Source organism: Streptomyces phaeolivaceus (genome assembly GCF_009184865.1).
Taxonomy (GTDB): domain Bacteria; phylum Actinomycetota; class Actinomycetes; order Streptomycetales; family Streptomycetaceae; genus Streptomyces; species Streptomyces phaeolivaceus.
Genome location: NZ_CP045096.1, coordinates 7,451,464 through 7,471,739, shown reverse-complemented (window position 1 = coordinate 7,471,739; position 20,276 = coordinate 7,451,464). Strand labels below are relative to the sequence as shown.

Below are 20,276 nucleotides of genomic sequence, written 5' to 3'. Positions count from 1 at the left end.
GCATCGCCTGCCGGAAACAAAGGAACCCCGTATGAGCAACCGGCCGGATTTCAGCCTCACCCAACTCCTGTACTTCGCCACCATCGCCGAGACCGAGAACATCTCCGAAGCGGCGATGCGGCTGCACGCCTCCCAGTCCGCCGTGTCCTCCGCCATGCAGCGGCTGGAGCGCCAGCTCGGTGTCCAGTTGCTGCTGCGCCAGCGCGCCAAAGGAGTCGTGCTGACGCCGGCCGGGCGGCTGCTCCTGAAGGACGTGCGCAAGATCCTGCGACAGGCCCAGGAGCTGAAGGACGTCAGCGGCTTCCTCCAGGAAACGGCCTCGGGACACCTCGACGCCGGATGCTGCTGCGTGATCACGCCGTTCCTCATGCCCAGGGCCCTGGCCCGGGCCGAAGTGACGCACCCCAGGCTGCGCGTGACCGTTCACGACACCCAGACCCCCTACGACCTGCTGCGCGACGGGGTGTGCGAACTGGTCGTGACGTACCGTCTCTCCTCCGCCGAGGACATGGTGTTCACAGAGCTGGCCAGGCCCGCGCTGTCCGCCCTCGTCTCCGCTGAGCATCCCCTGGCGGGCGAACCGAGCGCCTCGCTGGCCGACTTCGCCGATCTGCCGCTGCTGATGCTCGCCCTGCCGCACACGGGGGCGCACGACGCCCACATCCGGCGGATCTACGCGGCGAGCGGGACCCCCATGCCCCGGGTGATCTACGCGACAGGACTTGAGTCCCTGCGCGGACTGGTCAGCGTCGGCATGGGGTTCACGCTGACGCACCAGCCTCACTCGGCACAGACCCTGGACGGCGGCCGGGTCACGCTGGTGCCCGTCTCCGGGGATCATCCGGATCTGCCGATCGGAGTCCTGACGATGGCGGGTGTCCGGCCGAGTCGCCGCGCGGAGAGTTTCGTGGCGGCCCTGCGAGCCACCGCGCGGCAGGTGTACGAGCCGGGGATCCGCCCACTGCTCGACCTCGACGTGCCGCTCCCTCTCGCACAGCAGACCGACACGCACCGTGTCCTCGGCCTGGTGTGAGGAGGCGCCCGCCGCCGGCGACGAATCCGTCACCCGGCCCGGGACCGCAGGAGTCGTTCGATGTACTCCTGTGCCGCTTCCCGGGCTGGAGAGGAGAAGACGACACGCCAGCCGACCGGGAGGCGGAGGAACGCACGCCACAGCACGTGGTGGCCGCCCTTGTCGAGGACGACCTGCCAGTTGTCGGCGCCGTCGGAGGATTTCGCGATCAGGGTGACCGGCACGGGTCGTCCGGGCAATTCTGGCTGCATGTTCCTTCCTCCGCGCATCTCGATAACCGGAATCCGGTGGGGCCGAGAACACCTTCCCTCCATCCTCGACGAGGGGAAATCCGTCTTCAAACACGCCTTTTCGATGTTCAGGAAAGGATGAATCGATCTGGCCGGCGTCGAGACACGGTGGACCCTCAATCAACTGGCTGAAAATAGAGGCGAGTTCGGCTCACGATCGGGAATCGCGCCGCAATCCCGTCGTGCTAGCTTGCAGTGATCGTCACTGGAACGAGGAGAGATCCATGGCACGAGACGACGGTCAGAGCAGGCCGGTCGCGGATCTGTTCGCGGCGGGAAGCTCCTCCTTCATCGACTTCCTCCAGATCCACCGGCCAGAACTTCTCGGCACGTCGGGGCTTCTTCCCGAAGGGGTCCGAGCCATGCCCGACCAGGTTCCGCACGGCACCACCGTACTGGCCCTGACCTATGCCGACGGTGTGCTGATCGCGGGGGACCGCAGGGCCACGATGGGCAACATGATCTCGCAGCGCGACCTGGAGAAGGTCCACCCGGCGGACGACCACACCGCCCTCGCCTTCGCGGGCTCGGTGGGGCTCGCGCTGGACCTGGTCAAGCTCTACCAGGTCGAACTGGCCCACTTCGAGAAGATCGAAGGCGTCCCGATGACCTTCGGCGCGAAGACGGCCCGGCTGGCCCACCTGGTCCGGCAGAACCTCGGCCAGGCCATGCAGGGCCTGGCCGTGGTTCCGCTCCTGGCGGGGTACGACACGGACACCGGGAAGGGCCGTGTCTTCGGCTACGACATCACCGGCGGATGTTTCGAGAAGACGGACTTCTACGCCGAGGGCTCCGGTTCCGTGTTCGCCCGGGGTTCGTTGAAGAAGCTGTACAGGCCGGACATGTCACGGCGGGACGCGGCTCTGACCGCGCTCCAGGCGCTGTACGACGCGGCGGACGAGGACTCGGCCACAGGCGGCCCGGACCTCAGCCGACGGATCTACCCCATCGTCTCGTTGCTGACCGAGGACGGTTTCGAGCGGCAGCCGGAGCAGGAGACGGAGCAGTTGGCTCGCGAGATCACCGAACAGCGCCACCGGCAGCCGAACGGGCCCGTCGCGCTGGTGTGAACGACGGCCCCGGGGCCGCGGAGTGCCGCCTGGCCCGGTCCTGCACCAGGCCGGGCGGGCCCGGTGCAGGAGTCGTCGTCACATCGAGGTTTGCTCCTGTTCCGCGTCCCCCGGGCCCGGCCGAACCGCCCTCGGGGCACGCTGGGTCCGTACGGCCACCAGCCATGCCAGCAGCACCAGCACCAGGCCCACATGAAAGGCCAGCCGGTAGCCGGAGGTGAGGGCCGACGCGGAGTCGGTGCCGTCCGCGGTGAGTTCGGCGGTGCGGTGGACCGCCAGGGCGCTCACCGCCGAGAGCCCCAGCGCGCTACCGATCTGCTGCATCGTGCTGAAGACACCCGAGGCGAGACCTGAATCGCGGGCGTCGGCGCCGGACATCACCAGGTCGGCCAAGGCCGGGATGACCAGGCCGAGGCCGATGCCGAGCGGGACCGTTCCCGGCAGGACGTCCTTCACATAGCTGCCGTCCGGCGACACCTGGCCGAAGAGCAACAGCCCCGAGCCGACCAGGGGGAGCGACCCCCACAGCACCACCAGGGTTCCCAGACGGGCGATCAGCCAGGGGGCGACGACCAGCGACATCAGACCGATGAGCACGGACGCCGGGAGAAGACCCGCGCCGGTTCGCAACTGGTCGAGGCCGAGGACGTCCTGCATGTACAGCGCAGCGTGGAACTGGAAGCCGTAGACGGCGGCGAACAGGAGGGCCAGAGTCACGAGGGCACCGGTGACGGTACGGCTCGCGAGGAAACGCGGGCTCAGCAACGGGTCCGCCGCCCTGGTCTGCCGCAGGGTGAAACCGGCGAGCATGACGGCAGCCAGGGCGCCGAGGCCAAGCGTGTGCGGGGAGTTCCAGCCATGGTCCGAGGCGCCGACGATCGTGTAGACGGCGAGGCTGAGGGCCCCGGTGACCAGGGCCGCGCCCATGACGTCCAGCGAGCGGGCCGGGCCGTTGTCCCGGCCGCCGTCCAGGAACCGTACCGCCAGGGCCAGGGTCAGTACGCCGAACGGCACATTGACGAAGAAGATCCAGGGCCAGCCCGCCAGTTGGGTGAGGACGCCGCCCACCAGCTGTCCCAAGGTGCCCCCGGCCGACTGGACGAAGCTGTACACCCCCAGGGCGCGGGCCCGTTCGCCCGGGTCGGGGAACAGAGCGACGACCATGGCGAGCGAGACCGCCGAGGCCAGCGCTCCGCCCACCCCCTGCGCGACGCGTGCTCCCAGGAAGAGGCCTGGGCCGCCGGCCAGCCCGCACAGCAGCGACGCCACGGTGAACACCGCCATGCCCATGACGAAGACACGCGTGCGGCCCAGCAGATCACCCAGCCTGCCCGACAGGAGCAGCAGACCCGCGAAGGGGACCAGGTAGGCGTTGACGACCCAGGACAGGCCCGAAGGCGACAGGTCCAGGCCGCGCTGGAGCGCCGGAAGGGCCACATACACGACCGTTCCGTCCAGGACGATCATCAACTGGCCCAGGCAGATCACACCCAGGGCCAACCGGCGGGAGCCCCGACGCGCGGCCCGGAGCGTGGGGGGCTGGGGAGTGGTGGGTGAGTCTGTCACGCCGTCCATCCGTCATGACGTCCTTCGTCCGATGGGATCGAGTTCAGGGAGTACCGCGGCGGGAGGGTTCGATCGGCGGCCTCGTGCCAGGGGCGCCGACGCGGTGGCTGGACCGACGGTCCGCAGGGCGGGCCGTCGGTCCAGCGGGGCCGGCGCCGACCGGAGTGCTCCGGACCGTCAGAGCCGCTCCGGGCCTTCCGTACGCCCCCGCAGCGGGTTGAGCCGTTCTTCGCCGATGCGTGCGCGCAGTTCGGGATCGGTCACCCCGAGACCGGTGCGCGGGGCCATGCACAGGACCGCGATCTTGCCTACCTGCCGGTTGGTCTGGACGACCCGGCAGGCTTCGGCCGCCTCGCTCAGCGGATAGACCGCCGACATGGCGGGCACGATGTCGCCGCGTTCGAACAGCCGGTGGGCCTCCCACTGTTCCTGGAGATTGGCGGCGTGACTGCCGATGATCTTCTTGAGCCGCATCCACAGATAGCGGTTGTCGTACGTGTGCTGGTAGCCGGAGCTCGACCCGCAGGTCACCACCGTGCCGCCGCGGCGCACCACGAAGACGGAGATGCCGAACGTGGCACGGCCGGTGTGCTCGAAGACGATGTCGGGGGCGCGGCCGGCCCGTTCGATGACGAGTTTGCCGAGCCGCTTGCCCGCCTTGATCACCTGCTCCGGATCGTCGCCGACGTCGTCGGTGATACCCAGCTCGGAGCGGTTGATCACGATGTCGCAGCCCAGCGCCCGTGCCGCGGCGGCCTTCTCCTCGGAGCTGACGACGCCCACAGGGATGCCGCCGCCGTTCTTCACGAACTGGATCGCGTACGCGCCCAGGCCCCCGGACGCGCCCCAGATGAGCACGATGTCGCCCTGCTTCATCCGGGCACCGCGGTCGCTCACCAGCATGCGGTAGGCCGTTCCGGCGCACAGCGGATTGCTCGCGGCCTCCTCCCATGTCAGATGGGCGGGCTTGGGAACCAGTTGACTCGCCCGTACGACTCCGTACTCCGCGAGCGCACCGAAGTTCGTCTCGAAGCCCCAGGCCCGCTGCTCCTCACCCATCATGCCGTCCGCCTGCGAGGCCGCCTCCTGCTCGTCGGCCTGGACGGGGTGGACCACGACCTGATCACCCACCTTCCAGCGCCGCACGCCCGCGCCGACGCGCACGACGACGCCCGCGCAGTCCGATCCGACGACCTGGTACGGCCGGTTGTGCCGCTCGGCCCAGCCGCCCTGCCGGGCATTCTGCTCAAGGAACCGGAAGGTGGGTATGGGCTCGAACTTCGCCGACCACACGGTGTTGTAGTTGATGGAGCTGGCCATCACCGCGACCAGGACCTCGTCCGGCGCGAGTTCGGGCATGGGGACCTGTCCCAGGCGTAGCGACTTGCGGACGTCCTTGTCCGCCACCCCGTCGAACATGGTGACGTCCTCGGCCCGCAGGTGGAGGGCCAGATACTCGTCGGGCAGCGGCGCCTTCTCGATCTCGTCGGGCGACGCTCCGTTCAGCACGGCTTCGGCTAGCTGGCTCATGTTCGTCTCCTGGTCTCTGCACGGCTCCGCGACGCGGAGCGGTTCCCTGCACGGGCGTCGGCACCCGCGAAACATCTCGAACGATCCAGTCGGCGGACGGACGTCATCGGCGTTCGGTGCCGGTGTCGGGCTCGGCCGGTGCGGCCGGTGCGGCCGGTCCCGGCATGCGCCAGTTCAGCTGGACGTAATCCAGCGCCGCCTCCCGGTCCGCCGAGTTCGCGACCACCCGCCAACCCGCCGGAAGGTCCAAGAACGGCCGCCACAGGGCATGCCGGCCGTCTCCGTTGACGACCACCTGCCAGTGGCCGTCTCCCTCGACGAACGGATTGCCGCTCATCGCCCCACCTCCCGCAACTCGTCGTCGTACGCCGGTCCTGCCGGGTCCGGGAAGAACCGCACCGGCAGACTGTGAAATCCGTTCAGCAGGTTGGAGCGCAGCCGCAGCGCCGGACCGGCCGGCTCGAAGCCGGTGGTGAAGTCCCTCAGTGCCAGCAGCAGTTCGGAAATCTCGATCTTCGCGAGATAGGCACCGACGCAGTAGTGCGGGCCGTAGCCGAAGGAGATCTGCCTGTTGGGAGCGCGCCCCAGGTCGAACACCTCGGGCCGGTCGAAGACGCGCTCGTCCCGGTTGGCCGAGTAGTGCCACAGTGTGACGATGTCGTCGCGGCGGATCGTGACACCGTTGATCTCGATGTCCCGCAGGGCGGTACGGCCGAAGTGCATCGACGGGGACGCCCGGCGCAGCACCTCGTCCACCGCCGTGTCGACGCCGACCTCGCCGTTCTTGAGCCGCTGCCACTGCTCGGGGTGCGCGGCGAGCGAGTACACACTGTCGATCATGGACAGTCGGCTCGTCTCGTCACCACCGATGATCAGGCTGTAGCAGTTGAGGACGACGTCCTCGTCCGTGAGCGTGGCCCCGTCGACCGTGCTGTGCGCCAGAACGCTGATGAGGTCCTCACCGGGCGCCCTGCGGCGCTCCTCCACCAGGTCGTGGAAGTAGAGGAGGATCTCGTTGCGGGCCATCGCCGACTCCTCCTCGTCGACGTCGTCGTCATCGCTGCTCAGCGCGGTCTTGTTGAGGCCCAGGAGGAAGTCGCGGTCAGTCTCGGGCACCCCCAGCAGGTTGGAGATGGTGTTCATCGGGATGCGGCTGGCGATCTCCAGGGCGAAGTCGCAGGTGCCGCCGGCCACGGCCTTCCGCACCAGGCTCCGGGTGTTGGCGCGCACCGCCGCCGCCACCGGCCTCAGCACCCGGGGGCCGAGCGAGCGCAAAAGGATCTTGCGCAACTGCTCGTGGCGCGGCCCGTCGGTGACCGCGAGCATCCTGCCCGCGCCCGCGTCACCGCCCTCCAGCAGGGTGACCAGGACATTGCCGCGCTCCGACGTGAAGTTCTCGTTGTCGCGGTGGACAGCCATGACGTCTTCGTGGCGCGACAGCACCCAGAAGCCGCGGCGCGTCGCGGTCGGCCGGTTCCAGTGGACGGGTCTGGTGTCCCGCAGAGTGCGCCAGAACGCCGTGAGATCGTGGTCGGCGAAGGTGGCGGGATCGGCGAGGTCGACCGTGTCGGGGTCGAGAGCACCGGGCGCGAGCGGGCCGGTGACGGAGGTGAGGGGATGCATGGCGCCGCTCACCAGCTGGTGCGCCAGAAGCGGCGGCGTTCGAAGGGGTAGCCGGGCAGCGGGACCCGGTGGGCTTCATCGCCCTTGTGCAGTGCGGCAAGGTCCACCGCCAGCCCCTGCGTCCAGGCCACGGCGAGCCGGCGCAGTGTCTGCTCGTCGCGGGCCTCCCGCGCCTCGCGCGGAGCGAGGCCGCCTTCGGTCTGGCGCAGGCCCGACAGGTCCACCTGCCGCACCGGGGCACTGGTGGCGGCCACCCGGGAACCACTCCCGGCGGTGAGCGCCTCGACCAGCTCCTCCTTGCTGCTCACCACGGCCGCCCACCGCCGCGCCATGACTCTGCGCCCCAGGTTCAGGCTGAGGCAGATGTCGTCGAGCCGTGCCTCGGGATGCCGGGCGATCCACTCCCGCAGTGCCGTGCGGCGGGCGGCGAGAGCCCGCTCGTCCCGTGCGGACAGGCCGACCAGGCGCGGTGCTCCGGTCTCCGGCTCACGGGACCGCCGAACCGGTGGCTCTTCCAGGACGAGGTGCGCGTTGTAACCGCCACCGCCGAGCGCGGTGACACCGGCCCGTCGGATGCCGGCCGCGGGTTTCCAATCCGCGCCCTCCAGTTGGGGCGCGAACGGGGTGTGCGGCAGGTCGAGTTCCTCGTTGACCTCGGTCAGATTGATCGTCGGCACAAGCTGGCCGTGGTAGAGGGCGAGTGCCGCCTTGATGGCGCCGGACCCGCCCGCCGCCACTCCGGCATGGCCGATGTTCCCCTTCACCGAGCCGAGTGAGACGGTACCGGTGGGGCCGTCGTACGCCATGGCTGCGGCACGGACCTCCAGCCCGTCGGTGATCGGCAGGCCGAAGGTGTTGGCTTCATACATCGACACCGTGTCCGGTCCCACCCCGCTGACGTGCAGCGCGGCCGCCATACAGGCGCTGAGCCGCTCGGGTTGCGCGAAGCCGTACGACACCGCGCTGGCGCCGTTGTTGTTGATGGCGCTGCCTCTGACGATCGCGTAGATGTGGTCGCGGTCGTCGACGGCCTGCCGCACCGGCTTGAGCAGCACGGTCGCGACGCCGCTGGCCAGCCGTGTCCCCGTGCCGTTGGCGTCGAACGGGCGGCAGTGCCCGTCCCGGGAGGCGATCCGGCCCTCCTCCCACAGGTAGCCGCGCAACTGCGGCAGCCGGACCATGACTCCGCTGGCGACGGCCATGTCCGTCTGGCCCAGCAACAGCGACTGGGACGCGAGATGCACGGCGTAGGGGAACCCCGTGCACACCGCGGTCAGGGTGACCGCCTCGCCCGTGAGCCCCAGGTAGTACAGGGCGTTCGAGGTCATGGTGTCGGTGAACCAGGCGTTGCTGCGGTCCATCACGTCGGGTCCGACCGAGACCCAGTCGGGCGGGGAACTGTAGAGCGCCGGGGTCTGCGGATTGGCCCCCGCGTAGACGCCGACCTCGGCCTGCAGGCGCTCGGGGTCGTAGCCGGCGTCCTCCAGGACGTCCCAGACGCTCTCCAGGAAGATGCGGTGCTCCGGGGTCATCAGGGTCGCCACATGGTCAGGAATGTTGAAGACCGCCGGGTCGAACTCGTCGTAACCGTCCAGCGGAGCGCACGCCGCCACGTACGCCGGATTGTTGACCAGGGCCTGGTCCACCTCGATTTCCTCCTTGCGCAGGAAACGGATGGACTCTCGGCCGTTGACAAGGTTGTCCCAGAACTCCTCCTTGTTGTTCGCGCCGGGAAAGCGGCACGCGATGCCGATGATGGCGATGTCGCCGAAGTCGTAGTCGTGCTCAGGCGGTTCTGTCATGCCTGCCAACACCTCCGATTGGGTTCCAAGAGCGAGGGACGCGGACGGCTCAGCCCCTTGAGGGGCGGCCGCGGTCCCGTACGGTGCGGCGGGTCTCGGTACGGCGCCTGGCCTGCAGGATCGCGTCCGTACCGGAACTGTCCCCGTCCGCGTCCAGCCAGGTGGCGAGGGAGGCGATGTCACGGAAGCGGAACAGGTCCGCGACTCCGACTCGCCGGCCGAAGCGCTGGGTCATCCGTCGGGCCAGCCGTACCAGCAGCAGCGAGTTGCCGCCGAGTTCGTAGAACGTGTCCTGCAGGCCGATGCTCTGCGCGTCGCGGGAGAGCAACTCGCCCCAGATCTCGCTGAGGGCCACCTGGGTCGGGGTGCTCGCCGGTGCCTCCGCGCCGGGTGCCTCGGCGGCCGGTGGCACGGGCAGCGCGGCCCGGTCGAGCTTGCCGTTGGGTGAGACGGGGAGCGCCGCGAGAAACACCACGGTGTCGGGCACCATGTGGTCGGGCAGCGACGCTCCGAGCTGCCGCCGGATCCCGGCCTGCAGGCCGGCGTCCAGCCACGGACCGTCCCCCGGCGCCGTGTCCGCTCCGTCGCGTGGAACGACGTAGGCCACCAGCGAGCCCGCCTCCGGCTGTCCCTCCGGCGCGCGCACCGCGACCGCCGCCTCGCGCACCTCGGGACAGCTGGACAGCCGTGCCTCGGCCTCTTCCAGTTCGATGCGGTACCCGCGCACCTTCACCTGGTGGTCCACACGCCCGGCGAACGCCAGCTCGCCGCCGGGCAGCCGTCGGGCGACGTCTCCGGTGCGGTACATGTACTCGCCGTCCGCATGGGGATCCGGCACGAAGCGCTCTGCCGTCAGCCGGGGCCGGTTGAGATAGCCCCACGTGAGCCCCGCACCGCCCAGGTACAGCTCGCCCGGCTCGCCCTCGGGCACCGGCCGCAGCGACGTGTCCAGGACGTAGAGACGGGCGGTGGTGGACGGCGTGCCGATCGAGGGTTCCGCGGTGTCGTCGCGCGGAACCTCCTTGAAGGTGCAGAAGACCGTACCCTCGGTCGGGCCGTATCCGTTGAAGACCCGTGCCACGTCGGTCTCGCGGTAGATCCGGTCCACCAGCGCGCGGCGCACCGTCTCCCCGCCCAGCACCACCGAACGCAGCCCGGGCGGCAGCCCGCCCGCGTCGAGCAGACTCGTCATGACGGACGGCACGGTGTTGAGGTGCGTCACCCGGCTCAGGTGCGGGCTCTCGGCCAGGTGCACGGCACTCTCCAGCAGCACCACGGCACCGCCCGCCGACAGCGGGGCGAAGATCTCCATGACCGCCAGGTCGAAACAGATCGACGTGACCGCCGCGACCCCGCTCAGATCGCAATGGGCGAAGATCCGCTCGGCCTCGTCGAGCATCGCCCCGCAACTGCTGTGCCTCAGCGGCACACCCTTGGGCTGCCCCGTCGACCCGGAGGTGTAGATGACATAGGCGGAGTCCACGGGCACGGAGGCCGCCGGCCGGGCGCTGCGGTCATGGGCGCCGGCCTCGCCCCTGAGGGTGTCGCCGTCCAGCACCAGCAGCGCGGGACCCCGGGGACAGTGCCCCCGGGCCCCAGGGGTGGTCAGCACCAGCCGGGTGCCACTGTCCTCGACCATGAACCGCAGCCGCTCGTCGGGGTACTTGGGGTCCAGCGGCAGATAGGCGGCGCCTGAGCGCAGGATCCCCAGGATCGCCACCAGCAGATCGGGGGTGCGCTCGGCGCAGACGCCCACCGGAACCCCGGGGCCGACACCCTCGGCCGTCAGCCACTCGGCCAGCAGCGCCGACCTGCGGTCGAGTTCGCCGTAGGTGGTCACTCCGGAGTCGGAGAGGATCGCCGCGGCACCGGGGGTCGTGGCCGCGACCGCCAGCAGCCTCCCGTGCAGCGTTCCGACGGCGGCCGTCACTCGTCCGCCCCGTTGCTGCCGGAGGGCGAGGGCGCAGTGCCCAGCGTGTCGAGCGGCACATCGGGGCCCGCGATGGCTTGAAAGAGTACGGAGCGGAAGCGCTCCAGGAACATGGTCACGTTCTCCCTTTCCACAAGTGTGGGCTTGTACTGGACCTGACCGACCACCTCGGCCCCGACATCGGCCATCGTGATCTCCAGGTCGAATTTCGCGATGTCACGCCGCAGCGGCAGCGGGACCAGCGGCAGTGCCTCCGAAGTGCCGACGGACCCGCCGACACCGTGGAAGAGCGTGTTGGCATAGGTGAATGAATCGCCCGACAGCCAGTTCACGGCGAAGTCGAACCAGGGCGTACGGCCCTGTGGGCGCGGCGGGTTGAGTTCGCGCACCAGCAGATCCAGGGGGTAGTTCATGTGCTCCAGCAAGCCCAGCGAGAACGCGTGGACCTCGCTCAGCAGCTCCCGGAAGGTGCTCCCGCCACAGGGCCGGGCGCGCACCGGCGCGGTGTTGAGGTAGTAGCCCACGGCGTTCTCCCGGCCGGCCAGATCACGCTGGGCGACGGCCGTGGCGACGATGGCGTCCTCGGCACCGGTCGCCCGGTTCAGCGTTGCGAAGAACCCGGCCAGCACCAGACTGCTGACGGAGACACCCGCGCCCAGGGCGAACTCCTTGAGCTCCTGTGTCTCGCGGGCGGCCCACCGGAAGGTCATGTCCGCGCCCGCGTAGTCGACGCCCTCCTCCCGGCCGTCGGCCGACGCGCGCGACCCCGGCAGATCGAGGTGCGCCGGCGGGTCGCCGAGCTGCTTCGACCACCAGGCCAGCGCCTCTGCCGCCTCGGGCTGCCGCAACCAGGTGCGCTCCCACTCGACGAACTCCGTGTACGGCGCTACCGGTTCCTGGGGGCCCGGGCCGCCGTCGAGCGCCTGCGCGTAGAAGTCCCGCAGATCGCGTATGACGACGTCCACCGATGCGGCGTCGGCCGCGGCATGGTGTATCACCACGAGCAGGAAGTGGTCCTCGGTCCCGCGCGTCAGGAGTGCCACGCGCAGGATCGGGCCCCGGTCGAGGTCCATCGGTTCGTGTCCGTGGGCCACGAGCAGGTCGTGCACGTCCTCGTCGCTGAGCCCCGAGGCATCCAGCGTGCGGAAGTCGTACTCCGCCGCCGCGGGGATCAGCTGGAACGGCCGTCCGGCCACGTCGACGAAGACGGTGCGCAGCGCCGGGTGACGCTCCACCACCGCCTGCACCGCACGGTCCAGAGCGTCCTCGTCGACGGCGGCCGCCACACGCGCGGCAAACATCAGATTGTAGGCGGCCCCGTCCGGCGACAGCTGCTGCATGAACCAGATCGCGCCCTGCCCGTGCCCCGCCGGTGCCAGTTCGAAGGCACCGGGTTGCGTCAGCGCGGCCCGCAGCGACTCCCGCGCGGGTACCGTGCCGGCGTCGGCCGTCAGCAGCCCCCGGGCAACCAGGTCGGCCATCAGTTCCCCGGCGTCCTCGTCCGTCAGGTCGTCGACGAAGGAGTCCCTCGCCACTGATTCCGCGCCCTTCGCGCCGTCCCCGAACGCGCGCTCGGGGGTGCCTGGCTCCGCGGGCCCGGCGACGAGTTCGGCGAGCCGGTCCAGGAGATCCGCGAGCGCCTCGCCGCGCAGGTACTCCGCCGGGGACACCCGATGCCCGAACAGTGTCTGGAGGCGGTTGCTCAGCCGGATGGCCAACATCGAGTCCAGACCGAAGTCCTGGAGCCGGGCATCGGAGGCAAGGCCGTCGGGGCGTATGCCCAGCAGTTCGGCGATCTCGGTGAGGATGATGTCCCGGGGCGTACGGTCCGGCGCGGCGGTCGTCGCAACGGCCTCGGCCGCACGGTCCGCCGACGTGTCGTTCCCGCCGACCGGCAGCGCCGCAGCCGCCCTCTCTGCGTCCCGCCCCGGCGAGACCGTGCCCAGCCAGTGGCGCTCCCGCTGCCAACGCACGAGCGGTGCCCCGGTCAGTCGTGCGCCCTCCGGGTACAGCGTGGCCATCGACAGCGGAACGCCGCGCGTGAACAGCGACGCGGCACTGGACAGAATGGCGCGGGTGTCGCTCGCGCCGCGCCGCAGGGAGTCGACCACGTGGAGGACGACGCCGCGGGCTGCCCCGATCTGCTCGATGACCCCGCGCAGCGCGCCGTGCGGGCCGATCTCGACGAAGGTGTCCACACCGTCGTCGACGAGTGCCTCGATCGTGGGCGCGAACCGCACGGGGTTGCGCAGATTGCGTACCCAGTAGTCCGGGCCGACGACGGGGTTCACCGTGCCGTGCAGCGCGGTGGAGCGGAACGGTACCTCGAACGGGTACGGCGTAAGACCCTGGAGGCGCTCGCGCAGCGGTTCCAGGATCGGGTCCATGAGCACGCAGTGCCCCGCACGCTCCACGCGCAGGGAGCGCGCCGACGTGCCCGCGCGCCGCAGGTCTTCCTCCAGCGCGCGGATCGCCTGGGGCGTACCGGCCACGGCGATACTGGTGGGACTGTTGAAGGCCGCGATCGACGCCTGCCCCTCGTAAGGGGCGAGATGACGGATCAGCTCCTCCTCCGGCAGCTCCACGGCGGTCATGGCGCCCGGCCCCAGCGCATGCTGGATGAGATGCGAGCGGGCCGCGGCGATCCGCGCCCCGTCCTCCAACGAGAGCGCGCCACCCACGCAGGCCGCGGCAACCTCGCCGATGCTGTGTCCGACGAGCGCGGCGGGCCGCAGGCCCAGATCGGTCCAGAGTGCCGCCAGCGACACCTGGAGGGCGAACAGCGCCGGCTGTTGGATGTCGACCTCGTCCACCCGCGAGGTCTCAGCGGGTTCCGCGAGTACATCGAGCACGGACCAGCCCGTCACGGCCCGCACCGCGGCGTCGCAAGCCTCCATCCGCTCCCGGAAACCGGGGTGCCGGTCGAGCAGCTCGCGGCCCATCCCGGGCCACTGGGTGCCGCTGCCGGAGAAGACGAGGGCGACGCGCTCTCCCGCACCGCCGACCGCGGTGTCCCGGACGAGGTCGGGGTGCGGCTCCCCGGTACCCACTCGCGCGAGCCCGTCCAGGAGTTCTCGTCGGTCGCGTGCCAGGATCGCGACACGGTGCCGCTGCGGGGTGCGCCCGCGCGCAAGGGTGTACGCGAGGTCGGGCAGCCAGAGGGATGTGTCGCGCTCCACGTGCTCGGAAAGCGCCCGGCACGCGTCGAGCAGCGCGTCCCGCGAGTGGGCGCTCACCGGCACCAGATGCGGCCGGTCGGTCGCCGTGACCGGAGCGGAGGGGGCGAGGGCGAACGCCCGGTGACCGGCGGGTGCGCCATGGCGCTGCGGGGTTCCGGTGACCACGGACTCCGTGCCCACCGTCAGCCCGGCGGCGTGCAGTTCGCCCAGTGAGGACAGCAGGCTCCAGCCGTCGTCGGTACCGCGCCGAAGTGACGGCAGACAACGGACGGGCCCGGCCAGGGTGTCGCGGACCGGCTTGAGCAGGACGGGGTGCGGGCTGAGTTCCACGACCACGTCGACACCGCGCTCCTCCAGTGCGCCGAGGGCGTCGCCGAGCAGGCTCCGCTCCCGGACATTGCGCACCCAGTAGTCCGCGTCCAGGTCGGTGCCCGCGATCTCCCGCCCGGTCACCGTGGAGATCAGCGGGACGCGGGTGGCGGCGGGCGTGATCCCCCCGAGTGCGGCGCGCAGCGGCTCCAGAACCGGGTCGACCAGCGGTGAGTGGGACGCGTACCCCATACGTACCCGGTGGCTCGTCACACCCTCCGCGGTGAGCCGCCCGGCCAGCGCCGTGAGGTCCGCGACACCGCCCGAGACGAGTACCGAACCCGGACCGTTGCGGCCCGCCACGGTGAGGCCCGCGCCCACGGCGGCGAGATGCGGCAGGACGGTGTCCTCGTCGGCCAGGACCACCATGGAGTCGCCGAGGCCCACGGCGTGCCGCTGGACGAGCCGCGCGTGTTCCACGGCCAGCAGCGTCGCGTCGTCGAGGCCGAGCGCCCCGGCGATGTGGGCGGCGGCGAACTCCCCGATGCTCTGGCCGATGACGGCCTCGGGTTCCACGCCCAGCGAGCGCCATGCGTCCGCGAGTGCGATCTGAAGGGCGAACAGGAGGGGCTGGACCACCTCCATGTCATCGAGTCGCGCGTGCTCCTCGCTCGTGAGCAGCTGGTCGACCACGGAGAAGCCCGCCAGCTGCGCGACGCGTCCGTCCACGCGCAGCAGCGCCCGGCGGAAGGCGGGCATCGAGGCGAGCAGTCTCCTGCCCATGCCCAGCCACTGACTGCCGGTGCCGGAGCACAGGAACGCCACGCGGGGCCGGCGCGGGGCCGGTCCGCCGGTGGCCAGCCCCGGGAAGGGGCGGCCCGCGGCGAACGCGTCGAGCTGGTCGCGGAGTTCGTTCCGGCCGCGGGCCGCGGCAGCGAGCCGGAACGGGCCCGGACCACGCGTGTCGAGCGCCTCGCGGCACAGCTGGGGCAGGGGGATGGCGGCGGAGTCCGCCAGTTCTGCCCGCAGCGCCGCGACCCGGTCGGCCAGTGCCTGCCCGGAGTCCTCGCTCAGCAGCAGCAGGGCACCCTCCGTGTGGGCGAACTCCTCGGCCACGACATGGCAGTTGGTGCCACCGAAGCCGAAGGCGCTGACACCCGCGCGCCGCGCGTCCGAGCGCCGGGGCCAGGGGGTCGTCCGGTCCTGGACCCTCAGGTTGGCCTCGGCGAACGGGATCTCCGGGTTGGGGGTGCTGTAGTTCAGGCTGGCCGGCAGTACCTCGTTGCGCAGCGCGAGGGCCACCTTGACCAGCCCGGCGACACCCGCCGCAGGTTCGAGATGGCCCAGGTTGGTCTTTGCCGAGCCGATGCGCAGGGCGTCTTCGGGGGACCGTCCGTGGCCCAGCACGGTGGCGAGGGCCTTCGCCTCGATCGGGTCCCCCAGCCGGGTGCCCGTCCCGTGGCACTCCACATAGTCCACCAGCGCCGGAGAGACCCCGGCCCGTGAGTAGGCGGTGCGCAGCATGGTCTCCTGCGCACGGGGGTTGGGCGCGGTGAGGCCGTTGCTCATGCCGTCGTTGTTGACGGCGCTGCCACGGATCAGGCAGTACACAGGCAGGCCGCGCTCCAGCGCGGTCCGCAGCGGGGCCAGTACGACCACCGCCGCCCCTTCGGCCCGTACGGTGCCGTCGGCGCGGGCGTCGAACGCCTTGATCCGGCCGTCCGAGGCGAGCGCGCCGGTCTGCTGCATCGCCAGGAAGTGGTCGGTGAAGAAGTTGAGGTTGACGCCGCCCGCGAGGGCCAGTTCGCTCTCGCCGCCGCGGATCGCCTGACAAGCGAGGTGGACCGCGACCAGCGAGGACGAACAGGCCGTGTCGATCGCCATGCTGGGCCCCTGCAGTCCGAGGGCGTAGGAGACGCGGTTGGCGATGATGCTGTCGTGCGTACCGGTCGCGGTGTGCGGACCGATGTCCTCCCGCACGCCCGACCGGTGAGCCAGCGCCGCGTAGTCGCTCCAGCTGGAGCCCATGAAGACGCCCGTGTCGCTGCCGGCCAGTCCGCCCGGGGGGATACCGGCGTCCTCCAGTGCCTCCCAGGCCAGTTCCAGCACCAGCCGCTGCTGGGGGTCCACCGAGGCGGCCTCGCGCGGAGAGATCCCGAAGAACAGCGGATCGAAGAGATCGATGTCGTCGAGATAGCCGCCGAAGCGGACCGGTGGCCGATCGCCGCCGAGCCCCAGCCGCGCGGCCCGGTCAGGGTGCACCGCGCGCACGGCGTCCCGTCCCTCCACGAGCAGTCGCCAGTAGGCGGAGGGGTCCGGCGCCCCCGGAAACCTGCACCCGATACCTACCAGGGCGATCGGCTCCTGCGCACCGGGGACCGGTACCGGTCGGCGCAGCCCACCCCTCGGTGCGCCAGAGTCCTCGGGACGTGAGTCGCCGTGCAGCGCACGGCACAGCCCGTCCAATGTCGGGTGGTCCCATGCCATGGTGACGGGAACGGGCCGGTTCAGGTATTCCGACAAGTCGGCGACCAGCATCACGGATTTCGCCGAGTCAAGCCCGTACTGGTGCAGCGGTGTCCATCTGTCGATGCCGTCCGGGAGCAGGCCGAGCATGTCCACGAGCCGGGAGAGAATGAACTCCCTGATCTCCTGGATATCATGCGGGCCAGAATCAGCTGACATGTCTCATCCTAGGCGAATTTCAGGCTACGGAAGGGGTTGTGCGAACCGGCCTTCGGTTCACGTCCGCACTGTTCTCCGGCGGTCGTTTGCGCATCACCGTCCCCACTATTTGCGATGAGGGGTAGCCGAGCAAACGCACTTGTTCGATGTACGGAAAAGCCTGAGTCGATGATTCGTGTCGCTTGCTTCCGGACCCACCGATTCATCTGATGCACCGATCTGCGGCATCGGGAAAAAGTGGTTGAGAATTCCCGGATCAACTCGACATGATCGCTCCGTGAGGAAATTCCCGAAGCCTTCCCGAGTGGATGGAAAAACGGTGGAGGGAACACCATTTCCAGCCGGCGTACAGCCGGTCCTCGTCCTGCCGGGACAGAGCCACGGGCAGCCCCACGGCACCGCGCCGGCACGGCCCAGCAAGGAGATGTGAAGCGTGAGCATGACCGGACCGGATATACAACCGCGCGTCCGCACCCTTCCGGACGCGCTGCGGCTGCGCGGCGGGGAACAGGCCGACCGCACGGCCTACGTCTTCCTGCGCAACGGCGAGGAACCACACGAGACGCTGACCTACGGCGAGCTCCACGAGGCCGCCGTGCTGCGGGCCGGATTCCTCGCAGGCGCCGGGCTGGCCCGGCGCAGCGCCCTGCTGCTGTATCCCTCGGGGCTGGAGTTCGTCCGTGCTCTCCTGGGCTGCATGTACGCGCGGGTGGCCGCTGCCCCGGTGCAGGTGCCCCGGCGTCGCAGCGAGGTGACAAGGCTTCGGCGCATCGCCGATGACGCGGGCACCACCATTGTTCTCAGCACCTCCGAGGTCATCCGAGAACTGCGCGAGCGCTTCGGCGACCTGCCCGCCCTGGCCGGTCTCACCCTGATCGCCACCGACGACCCCGGCCTGGCCCCGGCCGGTGTCGGCACGATCGCGGTCGAGGGGCCCGAACCGGAAGACATCGCCCTGCTCCAGTACACCTCCGGCTCCACCGGCGATCCGAAGGGCGTCATGGTCAGCCACGCCAACTTCCTGGCCAACGTGGTGGAGACCGACGCATTGTGGCCGTGCGGAGACGACGCCACGATGGTCAACTGGGCGCCGCTCTTCCACGACATGGGCATGCTGTTCGGGGTCGTCCTGCCGCTGTGGGCCGGCGTCCCCTCGTATCTGATGGCCCCCGACGCCTTCGTCCGCCGCCCGGCACGCTGGCTGGAGGCGCTCTCCCGCTTCGGCGGCACCCACACGGCCGCACCGAGTTTCGCCTACGACCTGTGCGTACGGGCCGCGGCGGAGGGCAAGGCCGCCGGCGTGGGAGACCTGTCCCGCTGGCGGGTCGCCGTCAACGGTGCCGAACCCGTGCGTTGGGCCACGATCCAGTCGTTCGCTGCCGCGTTCGGCCCGCACGGATTCGACGGCCGCGCCATGTGCCCCGGCTATGGCCTTGCCGAGAACACGCTCAAGGCGACCGGTTCGCCCCAGGACCGTGAGCCCGTCGCGCTGTGGGTCTCGGCTGGGGCGCTGAGCGAGGGAGCGGTGCGGCCCGCCGCCCCGGACACTCCGGGAGCGCAGGCCCTGGTCGCGAGCGGGATCACCGCTCTGGACACCCAGGTACGCATCGTGGACCCCGAGACCCGGCAGGAGTGCCCGGCCGGACGGGTCGGCGAGATATGGATCACCGGACCCTGTGTGGCCAGCGGCTACTGGGGCCGTCCCGACACGAGCGAGGAGGTCTTCCGCGCTCGTATCGCCGCAGAACCGGGCCTCCCGGGGGCGGCCTCGGATTCCGCGACCACTTTTCTGCGCACCGGCGACCTCGGATTTCTGTACGCCGGTGAGCTGTACGTCGCCGGGCGGCGCAAGGACGTGATCATCCGGAAGGGCCGCAACCACTACCCCCAGGACATCGAGTTGACCGCCGAGCGTTCCGCGCCGGGCCTTCGCCCGAACTGCGCCGCGGTCTTCTCGTCCGAGGACGGTGTGCGGGAACGGCTGATCGTGGTCGTCGAGGCCGACGGCCGGGTGCTGAACCTGCTTGGCGCGCGTGGTCTGCGTGCCCGGGTGGAGGACGCGGTACGGCAGGAGCACCGGATCGCCGCGGACGACGTCGTCGTCGTACGCCGGGGCACGGTACCCAAGACCTCCAGCGGCAAAGTGCAGCGCCATGCCTGCCGATGGCTGTACGAGGAAGGCACACTCACCTCGGTGACCGAGGCCCCGGTGCGCGAAGTCCCCCTGGCCACCGGCGTCGGCGGGGAGGCACGATGACCGCACTGCGCGTGCCCGAGCGCCCCGTCGGCGCCCGGATCCTGGGCATCGGCGCCCATCGGCCGTCCCGCGTCGTCACCAACGACGAGATCTGCCGTCGTATCGACTCCAGCGACGAATGGATCCGCAGACGCTCCGGTATCGTCACCCGGCGCTTCGCCGGCCCCGATGAGACGGTCATCTCGATGGGAGCGGAGGCGGCGCGCAAGGCCGTCGCCCAGGCAGGGATCGACGTCGGCGAGATCGACCTGGTGCTGCTGGGCTCCATGTCCTTCCTGGAACAGGCACCCGCCGGGGCACCGCGTATCGCCCATCTCCTGGGGACGACCGCCGCGGGCCTGGACATCGGCGCCGCCTGCTCGGGCTTCTGCCACGGCCTCGCCCTCGCCAACTCCCTGGTGTGTTCGGGCGACGCCCGCACTGTCGTGGTTGTGGGCGCGGAGAAGATGAGCGACATCATCGACCCCGAGGACCGGGGCAGCGCGTTCCTCTTCGGCGACGGCGCGGGCGCGGTCGTCGTCGGGCCCGGCACCACGCCCGGCATCGGGCCGGTCGTCTGGGGCTCGGACGGAGAGGGGCACCGGATGATCGCCCACAACCGCTCGTGGCTGGACGTCCGTGACACACCCGGGCCTTGGCCGACGCTGCGGATGGAGGGCCAGGGCGTCTTCCGCTGGGCCACCCGCGTCGTACCCGAGATCGCGCGCCGGGCCCTCGACGCCGCGGGGCTGGAGGTCGGCGATCTCGCCGCCTACATCCCGCACCAGGCCAACGCGCGGATCATCGACGCCACCGCCAAGTCGCTCCGGCTCGCCCCACACACCGTCGTGGCCAGGGACATCGTCACCGTGGGCAATACCTCGGCCGCCTCCATTCCGCTGGCCATCGACGAACTGTGCTCACGTGGCGCACTGCCCAGCGGTGGCCTCGCCCTGCTCGTCGGCTTCGGCGCCGGACTCACGTACGCGGCCCAGGTCGTCGAACTGCCCTGAGTTCCCGCAG

At 70.6% G+C, this 20,276-nt stretch carries 12 protein-coding genes; 4 read left to right on the top strand and 8 right to left on the bottom strand.

The genetic code is table 11. The annotated features are described in order from the left end of the window. The first annotated feature begins 31 nt into the window (after positions 1–31). The gene (locus F9278_RS34525; protein ID WP_152171804.1) at positions 32–1,033 is read left to right on the top strand and encodes a LysR family transcriptional regulator; all 1,002 of its coding nucleotides are present in this window, start codon (positions 32–34) and stop codon (positions 1,031–1,033) included. A 29-nt stretch (positions 1,034–1,062) separates the two neighbouring features. Here the strand turns inward: F9278_RS34525 and F9278_RS34520 are convergent, their stop codons facing one another. Beyond that, positions 1,063–1,284 (bottom strand): MbtH family NRPS accessory protein, encoded by a 222-nt coding sequence (locus F9278_RS34520; protein ID WP_152171803.1) that lies wholly within the window; start codon positions 1,282–1,284, stop codon positions 1,063–1,065. A 263-nt stretch (positions 1,285–1,547) separates the two neighbouring features. Between F9278_RS34520 and prcB the strand changes: the two genes are divergently transcribed. Beyond that, the gene (prcB, locus tag F9278_RS34515; RefSeq protein WP_152171802.1) at positions 1,548–2,393 is read left to right on the top strand and encodes a proteasome subunit beta; all 846 of its coding nucleotides are present in this window, start codon (positions 1,548–1,550) and stop codon (positions 2,391–2,393) included. 78 nt (positions 2,394–2,471) lie between these two features. Here prcB and F9278_RS34510 read toward each other — a convergent pair whose 3' ends face one another. From F9278_RS34510 to F9278_RS34480, 7 genes are all read right to left on the bottom strand, one after another. Beyond that, positions 2,472–3,959: an MFS transporter gene (locus F9278_RS34510; protein WP_226967080.1), complete on the bottom strand. Its 1,488-nt coding sequence runs from the start codon at positions 3,957–3,959 to the stop codon at positions 2,472–2,474. Between the two features lie 177 nt (positions 3,960–4,136). Further along, the gene (gene ccrA / locus F9278_RS34505) at positions 4,137–5,489 is read right to left on the bottom strand and encodes a crotonyl-CoA carboxylase/reductase (protein ID WP_152171800.1); all 1,353 of its coding nucleotides are present in this window, start codon (positions 5,487–5,489) and stop codon (positions 4,137–4,139) included. 103 nt (positions 5,490–5,592) lie between these two features. Then, complete coding sequence (locus tag F9278_RS34500; RefSeq protein WP_152171799.1) at positions 5,593–5,826, bottom strand: MbtH family NRPS accessory protein; 234 nt, start codon at positions 5,824–5,826, stop codon at positions 5,593–5,595. After that, complete coding sequence (locus F9278_RS34495; RefSeq protein WP_152171798.1) at positions 5,823–7,112, bottom strand: cytochrome P450; 1,290 nt, start codon at positions 7,110–7,112, stop codon at positions 5,823–5,825. Before F9278_RS34495 ends, F9278_RS34500 begins: the two co-directional genes overlap by 4 nt. Positions 7,113–7,120: 8 nt before the next feature. Then, a complete protein-coding gene (locus F9278_RS34490; protein WP_152171797.1) occupies positions 7,121–8,914 on the bottom strand; it encodes a beta-ketoacyl synthase N-terminal-like domain-containing protein in 1,794 nt (597 codons plus the stop codon). A 49-nt stretch (positions 8,915–8,963) separates the two neighbouring features. Further along, on the bottom strand, positions 8,964–10,844 hold the full coding sequence (locus tag F9278_RS34485) for a non-ribosomal peptide synthetase (RefSeq protein WP_152171796.1): 1,881 nt from the start codon (positions 10,842–10,844) through the stop codon (positions 8,964–8,966). Next, positions 10,841–17,017, bottom strand: a complete 6,177-nt coding sequence (locus tag F9278_RS34480) for a type I polyketide synthase (RefSeq protein ID WP_152171795.1) — start codon at positions 17,015–17,017, stop codon at positions 10,841–10,843. The genes F9278_RS34485 and F9278_RS34480 overlap by 4 nt, the downstream gene beginning before the upstream one ends. 439 nt (positions 17,018–17,456) lie before the next feature. Here F9278_RS34480 and F9278_RS34475 point away from each other — a divergent pair, with 439 nt between their 5' ends. Next, on the top strand, positions 17,457–19,274 hold the full coding sequence (locus F9278_RS34475; RefSeq protein WP_152174304.1) for a fatty acyl-AMP ligase: 1,818 nt from the start codon (positions 17,457–17,459) through the stop codon (positions 19,272–19,274). Beyond that, a complete protein-coding gene (locus F9278_RS34470; RefSeq protein ID WP_152171794.1) occupies positions 19,271–20,266 on the top strand; it encodes a beta-ketoacyl-ACP synthase III in 996 nt (331 codons plus the stop codon). Before F9278_RS34475 ends, F9278_RS34470 begins: the two co-directional genes overlap by 4 nt. The last annotated feature ends 10 nt before the right edge of the window (positions 20,267–20,276 follow it).